Source organism: Pseudomaricurvus hydrocarbonicus (genome assembly GCF_011602365.1).
In the GTDB taxonomy this organism is placed as follows: domain Bacteria; phylum Pseudomonadota; class Gammaproteobacteria; order Pseudomonadales; family Cellvibrionaceae; genus Pseudomaricurvus; species Pseudomaricurvus hydrocarbonicus.
Genome location: NZ_JAAONZ010000013.1, coordinates 69,383 through 83,827 on the forward strand (window position 1 = coordinate 69,383; position 14,445 = coordinate 83,827).

A 14,445-nucleotide genomic window follows, 5' to 3' on the forward strand; every position below is an offset into this window, starting at 1 on the left:
TATTTATGACTTCATTCGACACACTTAAAAAAACTCAATCCAAGCCTTCGCGCATTGCCGTAGTACAGGCGAGCTGGCATCGCGACATAGTTGATCGTTGCGTTCAATCGTTTATTTCCGAAATTACCCAACTGACTGACAATACTGTTGAAGTCTTTGAAGTCCCGGGGGCTTACGAAATTCCCCTGCAAGCCAAGTTGTTGGCCAATAGTGGTCAGTATTCAGCGGTGGTTGGCGCTGGTTTAGTGGTAGACGGCGGCATTTACCGACACGACTTTGTTGCTCAGGCGGTTGTTTCCGGGATGATGCAAGTGCAACTGGAAACCCTGGTGCCGGTCTTTTCCGTGGTGTTAACACCGCATCAATTTCAGGAAACCGATGATCATCGCAACTTTTTCAGTGAGCATTTTGTCAAAAAAGGCGCTGAGGCAGCGCATTCCTGCGCAGCAACCCTCAGCCTGATGGAAACCCTTCCCGCTGCTGCGGCCAGTTAAACCGCGGCTCAACAGGTGCGCCCGGCGTTCGGTATCCACCGAATTTTGGGCGTGTCATCACGCTAATAAAGTCTTCTTTCGCTCTTTGTTTTGATAGCCTTGAAAACGTAGGCGGGCTTATTCCTGTCCGTTTGTACCCCAACTGCAGTACCTCCCAACAGCTTGACCGTCGGCTAAGTTTCTTTCTTGAGTGTTGCGGCTGGGGTTGGGGATTGGATACGGCCATTGATGCCTCGCACGCTGCGTCGGGCAGCATCGTGGAAGTGAGGTCACAGCAAATCAGGTTTTCATAACAAACAGCCAGGAGAGAGACGATGTTTGAACAGCTATTTTCGATGCAGGGCAAAGTGTGCGTGATCACCGGAGGTTCCCGCGGGTTGGGTTCCTACATGGCGCAAGGCTTTTTAGAGGCGGGTGCAAAGCGGGTCTATATTACCGCCCGTAAAGTAGAGGCCTGTATTGAGGCTGCACAAGCACTGAGTCAGTATGGTGAATGTGTTGCGTTACCCGGCGATGTAGCCACCGCAGAGGGCATCAGCGCCTTGGTGCAGGCTTTGAACGAACGCGAGTCACACATTGATGTGCTGGTGAACAACGCCGGTGCCGGCTGGGGCGCGCCGTTTGGTCAGGTGCCGGAAAAGGGCTGGGACAAGGTGATGGATGTGAATGTAAAAAGTCCGTTTTTTCTCACTCAGGCTTTGGCTCCCATGCTGAAAAAGAACGCATCGCCAGAGCAGAATGCCTGCATTATCAATATCGGTTCCATTGCCGGCATGGTGGGCAGTGCGCTGGATAATTTCAGTTACGCGACGTCGAAAGCGGCAATACATCAGTTGACGCGAGTGCTGGCAACGGAGCTGGCAGGTGATCATGTCCGAGTCAATGCCATCGCCCCCGGCCGGTTCTATTCCAAGATGACCGAGTTTTTGAGTGCTGACCAAGAAGCCTTTGAGCAAGACCGGCAAGGAATTCCCATGCACCGTTGGGGCGAGCCTAAAGACATTGCCGGTGTCGCTATTATGTTGGCGAGTCAGGCCGGGGGGTTCATTACCGGGCAAATTATTGCTGTGGATGGCGGTACCAGCCTGATTCATTAATCGTTGCCATTTTCATGCCCTGAGCGGTTAGGCTTACACTCATGACTCTATGGCGCTCGTGCTTCGTGCCTCTCAATGTGCTATCAAGAGGTTATACTGAAGCGTCGGGCAAGGAGGATGAGGGGCATGACGCTGTTGCAATCGCTACCGTTAACGCATTTTTTGAAGCATTACCGTTTGGAGTCCTTCGTGCGGGACTGCGTGGCGGGCATTGTCGTCAGTATTGTGATGATCCCACAGTGCATGGGGTATGCTTTGTTGGCCGGTATGCCCGCCGAGTATGGTCTCTATTGCGCGATTTTACCGACCTTTCTCTACGCCCTGCTGGGCAGCAGTCGCTGCCTGTCGGTGGGGCCTGCTGCTTTAATATCGATTATTCTGGCCAGCAGCATTGCTGCCCTAAACCCGCAAAGTGACGCCCAATATATTTTCTATGCGGTGAATATTTCCTTTTTAGCCGGCATGTTTTTGTTGCTGATGCGGCTCTTGCGGTTGGGTAACCTCACCAATTACATCAGTACACCGGTGATCAGTGGCTTTACCAGCGCTGCGGCACTGACGATCATGTTGAGTCAATTGAAGCATGTACTGGGTGTTGAAATTGGCGCAGGACTGGACTTCGGGGAAACTCTGCGGGCTCTGATACGAAGCCTGGTTGAGGTCAATTGGCCCACGCTGAGTATTGGTGTAGGGGCCTGCCTTGTCTTGTGGTATTTCAAGGCGTTGTTCCCGGCGTTGATCAAAACCTTCAGTTTACCCACCTGGCTGCAGCAGGCATTGGGCAAATCGGGACCTATGGTGGTGGTGTTTGGGGCGGCGGCTCTCGTCGCAGTGTTGCAGTTAGATCAGACTTCCGGTGTGGCTGTACTGGGGAATATCCCGCCGGGACTGCCGGATTTAACCGCGGTATGGACCGGGTTTTCGATGGATATCGAACTGTGGAAGCAGCTGGCTCTGCCCGCCTTTTTGATCGCACTGATGTGTTTTATTACCAGCATTGCCGTCGGCAGCAGTTTGGCGAGTTTGCGCAAAGAACGGGTTAACCCCAATCAGGAGTTGCTGGCGCTCGGGATTGCCAATCTGGGGGCTGCCGTGAGCGGGACGTTTGCTCTGGCCGGTAGCCTCAGTCGTTCGGCAGTCAGTCATCAGGCCGGGGCAGAAACCCCGATTGCCAGTGTCATCAGTGCACTGTGTATTATCCTGACATTGCTGGTGTTGACGCCGTTGTTTTATTCCTTGCCGCTGGCCGTGCTGGGGGCCATCGTGATTATGTCCGTGTTTTCTATGATTGATATTGCACAGGTTGGGCGCTGTTGGAAGCTTAACCGGGCCGATGCCTATAGCTTATTGGCGACTTTTTTTGCGGTGTTAGTGTTTAATATCGAGATTGGCATCTGTGTGGGCATTATTTTGTCCATTGTCCTGCTGGTACACCGCGCCAGCCACCCGCACATAGCCGTTGTCGGGCGTGTGGGAGAAAGCGCTCATTTCCGTAACGTAGAGCGGCACGATGTGGTGACCGATGAGAGCATTATCGCTATTCGGGTGGATGAGAGTATTTATTTTTCCAATGTGCAGTTCATTGAAGACTTTATTCTGGAGCAATGCAGTGCGCACCCTCATGCAGAACATGTTGTCTTGATTTGCAGTTCGGTCAGCTTTATTGATGCGACCGCCGTGGATGCCCTGGAGCAATTGGGTGAGAAACTCCGCGAGACCGGCATTACCTTTCATTTGGCAGAGGTCAAGGGCCCGGTCATGGATCAGTTGAAAAGAACCGAGATGATCGAGCGGCTTAAGCCCGGCCAAATATTTTTTACCGTGGATGAGGCTATGCGCAGTTTGGCCGTCTCAAAACAGAATGGCTGAGAGCACACACTGCTGTCGCCGGTACTGGAATGTCCATAGGTCTGATAAATGGTTCGCCAGGGCGCCCAGTTAAGTGGGGCCGCCTTGTGGCGATCTGCGAAGGACGCCGTCGGCCGTCGCTAAGAAAAACAGGTGGCTTGGAGCGTCCAGTAAACCCAATACCGTTAATCTGTAGCACCTGTTTGGTTCTACCTGTTCTCGGGTTTTGAGGGGGTGTACAGCTCGACATAAGGTATTGCCTGTATGAGCTTTTTGGCACGTCTTTAAAAAGGCATAAATGGCGCCATTTCTTAAAAACTGTGATAGGGTTCACATGTTGTCGAGTTTTTCGGGGAGGCACGGCGGTAAGAGTGCGGTTCCTGAGGCCAATTACCGAAGTGAGACGCACATGGATTAAAGTGGGTATGCAAAATTATCTGAACTCTCAACAACTGTTGTCCCGACCTTATCGCCAGGCGGTACTGAAGGCACTGTTAATCATCACGATTATCAGCGGCTTGTTGTTTACGGTCCTGAACCTGGGGCGCCAAAATTACAGCCTGGCCTTTGCCGAGTTGTTGATGTCGATCTACTCGATGGCCATCCTCTGGCTGCTTTCTACCACCGACTTCGTCAAGCATATCGAAATCTGGGCGCTGGTGTATTTGGTGCCGTTTTTCAGCGTTATGATGCTGGCGTTGGCTTCGCCCGGTGCCACGGCCAGTGTCTTTGTGTGGGTGTTTTTGATCCCTATCCTGTCGCACTTCACCCTGGGAAAGCGGTTGGGGTTGATGATTTCTGTGTGTTACATCGCGATGGCAGGGGTTATTTTTTTCAACAAGTATCAGGCAGATCTGGAGTTGCTGGGGCCGGTGCCGGTTGCCAATTTCAGTATTCTGACGCTGGTCATTCTGGCCTTTTCATCAGCTTATGAAATTACGCGTGAGCAGACGGAATTGCGGCTTTTAAAAATGGCGCATTCGGATCCCTTAACAGGTTTGGCCAATCGAGCTCACCTTCACAGTGTGTTTGAGCATGAGCAGCGCCGTAGTGAGCGAGCCCAGTCTCCGTTGTGCATTGCGCTTTTGGACCTGGATCATTTCAAACGGGTTAACGATACCTATGGTCATGAAGTGGGTGATATGGCACTGGTTCATGTGGCTGAAGTCCTCAAGGCCGGACTGAGAAAATCCGATCTGGTGGCGCGCTTGGGAGGGGAAGAGTTCTGTCTGTTGCTGATGGAAACGCAGGGGCAGCAGGGGCTCGCAGTGGCCGATAAAATTCGTCGACGCCTTGAGCAGACCCCGGTGATGTTTGAAGGGGCTCCGCTAGTGATTGACGGCACCGTCATTACTCTGACCATCAGTGGTGGGGTAGCAGAGCATGGTGTCGATGGTACGGCGTTGAAGGACTTAATTCGTGTCGCGGACCAAAGGTTGTATGAATCCAAAAACAATGGGCGCAATCAAATTCGGTTACACAGCGACGCCGCCAGTGCACTGGAGGTGGACGATAAAAGTCCGGGATTACTTTTCTAGCAGGTCGCTCCGCTGAGACGCCTGGGTGGGTTTGAGTGTGGATTGCATCCCGTTAACGAAATCTCCGCCGCTGGTTGACCCGATCGATTTGCTCATTAAGGGTCCAGTAATCGTATAAAACCCCCAGCAGCAATAAGCCGCCGGTCAACAACCAAATCAGTCCCGTCAGCCATTTCCCCAGATAGAGCCGGTGAATACCAAAGATCCCCAGAAAGGTTAAGAGAATCCAGCTGATGTTGTAGTCCTTGTCGCCGGGTATGTACTTGATGTAGGCGGAGCGGTCCATGGACGGAATTAAAAACAGATCAATGATCCAGCCGATGAAGAAAATACCTAGGGTGAAAAAGTACAGGGTCCCGGACACTGGCCGGCCATAGTAGAAACGGTGAGCCCCCATAAATCCGAAAATCCACAACAGGTACCCCATGACGAGGTTGTGGGTATTTCCCGGGTGACGTATCGCATTTTCCATCGGTTTGACTCCCCCTTTGGCTAGGATTTCGGCCGGTGTGGCTGGCGGTCAGCGTTGATCATAGTTGCCTACCTGGCCATATTCGACCTTTTGAGTTGTTCTATCTTCTTAAAGCCGAAAAGTGTAGTCAAGGGGTATTCACCTGTTCAGCGCATTTAAATGTTGGGGTTTTCCACTTGGTGGCTTGCTTGCTAGGGGCTTCGAGGGTGCTCTTGAGTAGCCCAGGGTAGCCGCTCACAGGCCTTTGCTCAAATACCTTTGGGCGCATATCGGCTGCTAGCTGAAGGGGTGGCTTAAAGTTTCTCAGTCAGCGTTAAAAATAAAACTTGTTTGTGACTGGGATTGGCGCTATATAGCACTGCATAATTTGCGCAACCCGTTGGGGTGCCCAACCCGTCAGTCTCTGATGTGCCAAGCATCGCACCAACGCCTGTTTTTTTCTGGATGGGCTAACCATGACTACTGATCAAATTCCACGGGAGTTCCTTTCGGTTCTCACGAGCACCACACTGCCTTCTTCATTGACCAATTTACTGGCTCAGTTGATTCGCAACCCCAGTGTGGTGGGGGCGGAACACTCTTTCTTTCGTGTATTGCAGCGAGAGCTGGAAGAACGTGGTGCCAAAGTCACCTGGTACGAAGGTTTACTGGTGGCGCAGGGCCGCCAGCCCGCCAGCCTCATGTTGTCGGCTCACATTGACCGTCACGGCTTGATTTGCACGGGCCCGAACGAGTTTCAGTACGCGGCATTTGTGGCCGGTTCCCGGTCGGATTTGTTGGGTAACTCGGTTGACGAGCAACTGATGCGTAAAGTCGTGACCCGTTTTCCCAATGAGCGGGTGTACGCCTACGAACCCTGGTCCGGCGCCTATCGCGGGCAGGGCGCGATCAGCAATGCCTATGTCTGCCCGAACCGCAATAACCTGATTTTTGAAGTGGATGGGTTGGCACATTTGGTGGCGGGAACGCCGGTTGCTTTCACGGATAATTTAAAAGTAACCGACGAGGCCCTGGTGGGGCAGTTGGATAATGTGCTGACCGCGGCCATTCTGGTGTATTTGTTTGAATTGGGTTTTCAGGGAACGGCATTTTTTACTGCCCAGGAAGAAGCGGGAAAGAGTTGGCGCTACCTGTTGGAATGGTTTCGACGTTTTGGCGACTCGACCAATCAGCTGGTGGTGGTCGATACCAGTCCTTTCCCGGATTTTGCGGCGGCTCAGCAGCAGCACCTGGTGTTACGACACAAAGATGCCAACCACACCTTCAATGCAGCGCTGACTGAAAAGTTAATCGAGGTGTGCGATCAGCTTGGCTTCAGTTATGTGTTTAAGGATCGTTATGTTGAGGAAATGAACGCAGCCAAAGCAGCTCGAGGCGAAGAGCCGGCGTCTTTAGGCTCCACAGAAATGGGGCGTATTATTGCGGCATCGAAAGGCCTGGTGGATGGGACGACACTGCAGATTCCAAGCTCCAGTTATCACACGTTATCAGAGTCTGCGCCGCTGGCCTCAGTCATGGCGTTTATTGAAGTCTTGTCGCAGTTGGCCGGGTTGAAAGGCTCGTAATGGTGGTCGCGATGTTGTATTTACAGACATTGGGTTGATTGACAGAGTTTAGTTTCGTTACGGGCTGTTAGCCCGGTTATAAAACCATTGTTATATTCTCTCGGGAATAATTCAGAGAAACGTTACATGCATAAAACCCTGGTTGTTGTTGATGAATCTGTGTTGGGGGAATTTTCGGAAACGCCCGGCATTGCTCACCTGAATGTCATCACCTTTGATCAATATTTACAGGATTATCCGAAACTCAATGAGCCGAGAACACGCATCATCAATGTGTGCGATACCGTCAATTATTTGAGTAAGGGCTATTACTGCTCGCTGTTAGCGGAAGCTCGCAACCACAAGGTGTTGCCCAGCGTAAAGACCATCAACGAATTGCGAATTGAAGGTCAGGCCGATACGGCGCAATTGTCCTTCAGCCTGTCATCGCAAATGCAGGGTGAAGCCGATGTGCCACAAGAGCTGTTCGTCTACTTTGGGCTGGTGGCCAACGTTGCCTTGCAAAAATTGGCCCGCAAACTTTATGAACGTTTCCCTGCCCCCATTCTGAGGGTGGTTTTTGATCATCAGGGCGAAAGTGTGAATGCCCACGTGCGCCGAAGCTCGTATCAGGAACTGGATGAAATTAACAGGGCACGCTTTATTGAGGCGTTGGCCAGTTTTACCGATTCTGTTTGGCGTAAACCGTCGCAGCGCAAAGCGGCGCGCTGGGATATGGCTATTCTGGTAAATCCGGACGAACCCCACCCTCCCAGTGACAAGGAGGCCATTGCGCGATTTGTCAAAGCGGCCAAAAAACTCAACATTTATGCTGAGCCCGTCACCTCACAACAATTGTTGTTACAACTGAACCAGTTTGATGCGCTATTCATCCGTGAAACCACCGCCATTGACCATCCGACTTACCGGTTGGCACGAAAGGCTGAAAGCGCTGGCCTGGTGGTCATGGATGATCCGGATTCTATCCTGCGCTGTTGCAATAAGGTGTTTCTGCACGATGCCTTCAGTTATCACGGGGTGCCGAGTTTGAAGACTCATGTGGTCATGAATGTAGACGAGACCACGCTGGACGGCATTGAGCAGCAGTTTGACTATCCGCTGGTGTTAAAAATGCCTGAGGGCTCGTTTTCAAATGGTGTCTATAAAGCGGCGGATCGAGCTGCGTTAAGGCAGCGGTTGACGGAATTGTTTCAGCAAAGTGCCTTGGTGCTGGTGCAGGAATATTTGTACACGGACTTTGATTGGCGCATTGGCGTGTTAAACGGCCGGGCGATTTACGCCTGTCGCTACCACATGGCTCGCAATCATTGGCAAATCTATAATCACAGTGCCAAGCGGTTCAGTTCGGGTGGCTTTGAAACACTGCCCACGTTTGAAGTGCCGAAACCGGTGCTCGATGCTGCGGTTAAAGCGGCTAACGTGGTGGGTAAGGGGTTGTACGGTGTCGATCTGAAACAAAAAGATGGTCATGTTTACGTGATTGAGGTCAACGACAACCCGAGTGTTGACCACAAGGTAGAAGACGCATATTTAGGCAATGAATTGTACATGCTGGTTATGGCTGAGTTTCAGCGCCGACTGGAACTTCGTGGAAGATAATGCGGTGAACGTCGATACAATACACCCTGTCGTGAAGCTCTCTGACAAAGCCCTTGAAAGCCGCGTTGAGAGCCGGGAAGAAAACAACATACGTGATGCCAGTGTTGTTTTTCGTGTGGCGTCTCTCCATGACCTGGACGCCCTCGATGCGCTGGAAAAACAATGCTTTGACAGCGATCGCTTGAGCCGGCGCAGTTTGCGTCACTGGATCAAGGCACACCACGGTCTTATGTTGCTGGCAGAGGGGGGGCAGGGGCTGTTGGGCTATGGTTTGGTGTGGCTGCACAAGGGCACACGGTTGGCGCGGCTGTATTCTCTGGCGGTGGCTCCACAGGCTCGCGGTCAACGTATCGCTACACAGTTACTGACTTGTCTGGAGCAGAAAGCGTCGGAACGTGGCCGCATTTTTATGCGCCTGGAAGTGGCAAAATCCAATCGTTCGGCGATCGCACTTTACCAGTCGCAAGGCTATCGTGTGTTTGGCGAATTCAGTGATTATTACGAAGATCATGACGATGCGTTACGAATGCAAAAACGCATTCGTTTTGCTCGGACGGAGAACGCCGCGGGGGTGGGGTTTCAGCAACTGCCCTGGTACCCGCAAACCACCGAATTTACCTGTGGGCCGGCCGCCCTGATGATGGCCATGGCCGGTCGGCAAGAGCGTCGTGATGGCGACCACTTGACCCCCAACCCGATACTGGAGCTGGAGATCTGGCGTGAAGCTACCACCATTTTCATGACTTCAGGCCATGGTGGCTGTCACCCGCTGGGATTGGCCTTGTCGGCGCGTAAGCGGGGGTTTGATGTCGAAGTTTATATCAGTACCGATAAGCCACTTTTTACGGAAAGTGTTCGCAGCGAGGCGAAGAAACGCGTTGTTGGACTGGTGCATCAACAATTCCTTCAACAAGCCAGGGAGCAGACGGTGTCGATTGTGTATGAGGATGTCTCGCAGGATGTCCTGTCCCAGTGGTTAAGTGAGGGTTACTCGGTGTTGGTGCTGATCAGTACCTACCGTTTGGATGGTAAAAAAGCCCCGCACTGGGTGTGCCTGACCAATATTGATGAGCACTGTCTCTATGTGCATGACCCTGATGTGACACTGGACCAGCAGTTACCTTTGGATTGTCAGCACCTTCCCATTGCACGGCAAGACTTTGAAAAAATGTCGGCCTTTGGGGCAGAGCGTTTGCGGACGGCCATGGCGATCCGTTGACAGGTCTCGGCAAAAACCCCGCTAGCGGAACCGCTCAGCAGTGATACAGCGGTGAGATCAGCAAAACATTCAGTGGTCGAGACGTTGAATAAATCGGGCAAAGCGCTGACAAAAATCGGCGATAAAATCCGCGACATCTGGGTCGTTGACGGTGCCGTCGTCCTCAATCATATTTGAGTCTTTAAAGGTGATGTAAACTTCTCCAGGCAGAATGATGCTGCCCAGTATGGGCAGCATCTGTCGCAAATGTTGCTGGGCTAGTGCGGTTCCCAGGCTGCCCGGTGAGGTACCTGCCATGGCGATGACTTTATCGCGCCAGACATTGTTTTCTGGCGGCTTGGAACCCCAGTCAATAGCGTTTTTTAAAACGGCAGGTATGGAACGGTTGTATTCTGGCGTGACCATGCAAACTGCATCGGCGGCTTCTATCGCGGCGACAAATTGGTTGACGGGTGTTGGACGGTTGTCTTCCAGGTCTGCATTGTAGAAGGGCATGTCATACATGGGTACCCAGGTAAACTGAATTGAGCTTGGCGCGCTTTTTTCAATCGCACGAGCGAGGCGGACATTGAGTGATGCTTTGCGATTACTGCCGACCAGCATGGCGACACGGTATTTGGGCATGATGGCTCCTGCGTTGCCGAGACATGGATTTTAATGTGACGTGACAAACATAAAACGAAATAAACATAAATGGCTGGGGTAGCGGCAGGGCAACATTCTTAACTGATTGAGAGGCGGTTCGTTAAGGGTTAGCTTACGAATCGCCCCGCCGGTGTCAGTCGCGCCATTGAAGTGTGAATGGAAGGATTATTCTTCTGCTGCCAGACTGCTTAAGCCGGTGTGCTCCAGCCGTTGCGCAGCCTTAAACCCAGCAAACCGACACTAAAGAGGAACAGGGTTGAAGGCACAGAAACCGGAGCCAGATCAGCTGCAGACGCTATCAGTGGTGTGTACGCGGTAATCACTCGCGCCCAGTCTCCGGGAGTGTAAGCTTTCCAAGCGATATCAACTATGCTTGCGTCCCCACCCACTCCAAATTTGATTTTGTCGTTAGACTCAAGTCCTCGAAATTCGAAGTCCAGATATTCTAGTCCGCCCAGGCCCAAGAGGGAGTCGGTGGCTGCCAAGCCGCTGTCAGAGGAAATGAAACCCATGACGTCACCATCAAAATCCAGTTGAGCTTTAACCAATTGCCCTTCGGTCCCTTTGATCCCGTCCCATTGAACGTAGTGACTGGAAATGACCGTGCCGGCTTTGATGTAAGTGCCATTTGCGTCTTTGCCAATGTAGCTGGCGGTGGGATCGGCAACATTGTCGATGTATAGGTTGTTCTCCAGTGTGACATTTTGCTGTTCGTTCCAGCTCACCAGTTTCCCGTCATCCGGGTTGGCAGAAATGGATGTTGGCAGAGCCGTATCCTCTGGTGCAATCAGACAGCTTGTTGCTCCACTGCAGCTGTTATAGCCCTCCAGGGCAGCTTGCGACTGAAAGGACATCACCAAGAATAACGCAGCAACGCCAGCAAGAACTTTTTCTTTGAATATTTTCACCCAAAACTCCATTTTTTCAGGAAGTGGTACATGACCTTACAGGTTAAAAGCAATTTTCATTCCTGTAACGCAAATGGTATCTAAAACAAAGGGTTAACCGGCTGCCATTGAGGAAGTGAGAGTGGAGTGTAAAAAAAGCTGACACTGTAGGCGTGCCGACTGCCACTCTTTATCCTCATGGGCGTTGTTTTGTTAGGCATGACGTTTGTTCAATGAGCGAAAATTACATGATGTATTTCTGTCAGACATCATGATTAGAAACAGTCTGCCTTAAAACGTTACCCTTACAATTTCCAGTGTAGACCAGTTCTGTGGATCAAGAGGGCGACATTATGTTGAGGAGTGTTAAGTTCGATTAAGGCGAGCGCCCTGCGGAGTTTGATGGTCTGAATCTTGGCGAAAGATTTTTTTAACGTTATGAAGTTGACCGGAAGACCATTGCTCGACGCTGCGAGTCAATGGTCCGGGAAATGATTGCTTCAGGCATTGAGAGCCAGCCCGCGAGCTATCATAGTCTGTTTTTTTAGGGGTTAACGGCGTCAGTTATTCACGACGTTTGATGTCCAGTTGGCCCAGAGTGGCCGCCATATCTTCCGCGGAGGTGGCGGGCGTGACGTCACTGTCAATTTTTAAAATCGTGCCATCTGTGCCGATGTAGAAGGTGTGCCGCTTGGCAAACCCCAGCAGGTGAAGCACATCGTAGGCCTTGGCGACTTTTTTCTCCGGATCGCTCAATAATGGAAAGTCGGCGTCGTTTTCTTCCGCAAACCCCTGATTGTCTTCCAGTGGATCCACGCTGGCCATAAAGTAGCTGACGTCGTATTGACGAATTAAGTGCCCGTTCTTAGCTAGGGATTTACACTCGATGGTACAGCCGGAGGTGTAGGCTTTGGGGAACCAGGCCAACACCACCGCCTGCTTACCGTGGTAATCGGACAGGCTATAGGTCTTGCCGTCGGAGCCTTGCAAAGTGAAGTCGGGTGCCGGGTCGCCCACTTCGAGCGCCTGCACGGTGGCGATGGCCGCAAGGTTAATCAGCAGAAAACAAACAGCATTCGCCAGAAAGCTATTTTTAATCCGGATGATGAGCATGGTGTTCATACAGAAATCCTTTTTAGGGTTGTTGTCAGTGACGTTTGTCATATGGGGCAATTGAATCGCCCAAAATTCACAGTCGATAAGGTTAGTTTTTTATTGGCCTAATATACGCACCTGAATCGCATCCAGACCACTCCCGGACACTCCCAGAGCATCCGAGATGACCACCACCTGATCGCCGGCATGGAAACCCTCTTCTTCCAGCAAGGTGGTAAAGGCTTTGTTCAGGGTTTTTTCCGGATCGTTGCTGAATTGCAGCTTGTGGGCATACACGTTGCGGTTTAAGCCCAATTGACGACGGGTGCGACCGTCGTTGGTGAAGGCATGAATGCTGGGAAGTATGGGGTGGCAGTTGGTCACATAGTTGGCCATACGTCCGCGCCGGGTGATGACCACGATCGCCTTGGCGGGGAGAGACTCGGCCAGATGCACCGCGCTGGCGGCCAAATTTTGTTTGGGGTGCTCCGTCAGCAGATCTTCGGTGAAACGCAAACCGCGATGGCGTTCAATGCTGGTGGCGATTTTGGCGAGGTTCTCCACGCACTTGATCGGGTATTTGCCCACCGTGGTTTCCCCCGACAGCATGATGCCATCGGCTTCTTCGTAGACAGCATTGGCGACATCCGTGACCTCGGCACGGGTGGGCATGGGGTTTTCAATCATGGACTCCAGCAGGTGCGTAGCGACGATGACGCGCTTGCCCTTGTGTGCGCATTTGCGAACGATACGACGCTGGATATTGGGCAGCTCCCAAAAATCAACCTCTACCCCCAGATCGCCCCGGGCCACCATGATGCCGTCGACCATGTCGATAATGTCATCAATATTGCGCACGCCTTCCTGATCTTCAATCTTGGCGATGACCTTGACCTTATCCTGCTTCTCGCCCAGTAATTCATGCAGCTGTCGGATGTCATCCGCTTCACGCACAAAAGACAGTGCAATGTAATCGATGTCCATCGACAGACCAAACAGGATGTCGGATCGGTCCTTGTCGGTAATGGCCGGCAAATTGACCCGGATACCGGGCAGGTTAACGTGGCGCTTACTTTTTAAAACGCCGCCATCAACGACTTTACAGCGCATGACCCGTTGATCTTTGTCGAGGATTTCCAGATTGATCAGGCCGTTATCCACCGTGAGGCGATCCCCCACCTGCATATCAGTGATCAGGCTTTCGTAGTTGACCATCACGGAATTTTCTTCCACATCTTCCGCAGAACGGGCGACTACGGAAATGATATCGCCTTTTTTCAGGTTCAGATTGCTGTCGCGCTCACCGGTTCGAATCTCCGGCCCCTGGGTGTCCAATAAAATGGCAATCGGGTACTTCAGTTTGGTGTTCAGGCTTTGTATGCGTTTAATGACTTCAGCGTGGGAGGCGTGGCTGCCATGCGACATGTTCAGTCGTGCCACGCTCATGCCAGCGTCTGCCAGCTTTTCCAACATTTCGTAACTTTCTGTGGCTGGACCGATAGTACAAATGATTTTGGTTTTACGCATAACCGCCTCTGGTAATGACTTGGACCCTGATTTAAGGCATAGCTCGTGTTTAAAGACATAGACCTTAGCTAAGGGTAACGGATTTAAATGGCTATTCTGCCATGAATCAGGCCGTAACCGAATTGATTGTGTAAAAAGCAAGGCGAAGCAGGACATCAAGGCAGGACCGAAATTGTGCCTGGCAGCCAGAGTGTTTTCAGGCGGCGCTATTGTAGGGGCTCACCGTTATAGCGCTTGGGTATGTTCGTCCGGTCGGAAGAGGCTCTCTTTGCCATCGCCAGTGGCCCTGTGTGAGTCATGTGGTCTACAGTTAATGAGTAGGTATTACCTGGGCAGATCGATGGCTTAAGTGCCTGTTTAGCGGCGTATTTAATAGCTTATTTAAGCGTCGGTTTAAGAGTCAGATCATAAACTGCGTTATCAGCTGTGTTATAAAATGACGTTATCAACAACGCTAAA

General features: G+C 51.7%; 12 protein-coding genes. 7 read left to right on the plus strand and 5 right to left on the minus strand.

The window, feature by feature from the left end:
- The first annotated feature begins 5 nt into the window (after positions 1-5).
- The 4 genes from G8770_RS15550 (at position 6) to G8770_RS15565 (ending at position 4,977) form a co-directional block, all read left to right on the plus strand.
- A complete protein-coding gene (locus tag G8770_RS15550) occupies positions 6-494 on the plus strand; it encodes a 6,7-dimethyl-8-ribityllumazine synthase (protein WP_167188773.1) in 489 nt (162 codons plus the stop codon).
- Between the two features lie 314 nt (positions 495-808).
- Positions 809-1,591 (plus strand): SDR family oxidoreductase, encoded by a 783-nt coding sequence (locus G8770_RS15555; RefSeq protein ID WP_167188776.1) that lies wholly within the window; start codon positions 809-811, stop codon positions 1,589-1,591.
- 126 nt (positions 1,592-1,717) lie between these two features.
- Positions 1,718-3,460, plus strand: coding sequence for a SulP family inorganic anion transporter (locus G8770_RS15560; RefSeq protein WP_167188779.1), 1,743 nt, complete (start codon positions 1,718-1,720; stop codon positions 3,458-3,460).
- A 404-nt stretch (positions 3,461-3,864) separates the two neighbouring features.
- On the plus strand, positions 3,865-4,977 hold the full coding sequence (locus tag G8770_RS15565; protein WP_167188782.1) for a GGDEF domain-containing protein: 1,113 nt from the start codon (positions 3,865-3,867) through the stop codon (positions 4,975-4,977).
- A gap of 52 nt (positions 4,978-5,029) precedes the next feature.
- Here the strand turns inward: G8770_RS15565 and G8770_RS15570 are convergent, their stop codons facing one another.
- Entirely contained in the window at positions 5,030-5,449 is a 420-nt protein-coding gene (locus G8770_RS15570; protein ID WP_208022295.1) for an NINE protein, read from the minus strand.
- A gap of 455 nt (positions 5,450-5,904) precedes the next feature.
- Between G8770_RS15570 and G8770_RS15575 the strand changes: the two genes are divergently transcribed.
- From G8770_RS15575 to G8770_RS15585, 3 genes are all read left to right on the plus strand, one after another.
- Entirely contained in the window at positions 5,905-7,014 is a 1,110-nt protein-coding gene (locus G8770_RS15575; protein WP_167188784.1) for a peptidase M42, read from the plus strand.
- A gap of 126 nt (positions 7,015-7,140) precedes the next feature.
- Complete coding sequence (locus G8770_RS15580; protein WP_167188787.1) at positions 7,141-8,613, plus strand: RimK family protein; 1,473 nt, start codon at positions 7,141-7,143, stop codon at positions 8,611-8,613.
- Positions 8,603-9,832, plus strand: a complete 1,230-nt coding sequence (locus tag G8770_RS15585) for a GNAT family N-acetyltransferase/peptidase C39 family protein (protein WP_341771162.1) — start codon at positions 8,603-8,605, stop codon at positions 9,830-9,832. The genes G8770_RS15580 and G8770_RS15585 overlap by 11 nt, the downstream gene beginning before the upstream one ends.
- 69 nt (positions 9,833-9,901) lie before the next feature.
- Here G8770_RS15585 and G8770_RS15590 read toward each other — a convergent pair whose 3' ends face one another.
- The 4 genes from G8770_RS15590 to pyk all read right to left on the minus strand — a co-directional run bounded on the left by G8770_RS15590 (position 9,902) and on the right by pyk (position 13,986).
- Entirely contained in the window at positions 9,902-10,456 is a 555-nt protein-coding gene (locus G8770_RS15590; RefSeq protein ID WP_167188793.1) for an NADPH-dependent FMN reductase, read from the minus strand.
- Between the two features lie 209 nt (positions 10,457-10,665).
- Positions 10,666-11,385 carry a hypothetical protein gene (locus G8770_RS15595; protein ID WP_167188796.1) on the minus strand — a complete coding sequence of 240 codons (720 nt, stop codon included), beginning with the start codon at positions 11,383-11,385 and terminating at the stop codon, positions 10,666-10,668.
- A 543-nt stretch (positions 11,386-11,928) separates the two neighbouring features.
- Entirely contained in the window at positions 11,929-12,486 is a 558-nt protein-coding gene (locus G8770_RS15600) for a peroxiredoxin (RefSeq protein WP_279537173.1), read from the minus strand.
- Positions 12,487-12,576: 90 nt separating this feature from the next.
- Entirely contained in the window at positions 12,577-13,986 is a 1,410-nt protein-coding gene (pyk, locus tag G8770_RS15605) for a pyruvate kinase (RefSeq protein ID WP_167188799.1), read from the minus strand.
- Positions 13,987-14,445 lie beyond the last annotated feature (459 nt).